General features: G+C 63.2%; 1 pseudogene. It reads left to right on the top strand.

The window, feature by feature from the left end:
• Positions 1–41: 41 nt before the first annotated feature.
• Positions 42–247, top strand: a pseudogene (locus CVH10_RS23145) (C4-dicarboxylate ABC transporter); the annotation flags it as partial.

Genomic DNA, 247 nt, shown 5'->3' on the forward strand with positions numbered 1-247 from the left:
CAGCTCAGGGCTTTGGGGGTGCGCAGGACAGTTTGCGGATCATGGGCCTGATCAGTGCCCTGATCCTTTGGGGATACGGTGCGTGGTGGTTTCTGCTCTCGTTTGCCGTGACGCTGCGCTACCTGCGTGGCGGGGTACCGTTCAATCTCGGCTGGTGGGGTTACATCTTCCCGCTTGGCGTCTACGCGCTCGCAACCCTGCGCCTCGGCGAGGTCACAGGTCTTAGCGGCTTCGCTTGGCTCGGAGC

Origin of the sequence: Halomonas sp. ND22Bw, from assembly GCF_003011945.1 — a bacterium.
Classification (GTDB): Bacteria; Pseudomonadota; Gammaproteobacteria; order Pseudomonadales; family Halomonadaceae; genus Halomonas; species Halomonas halophila.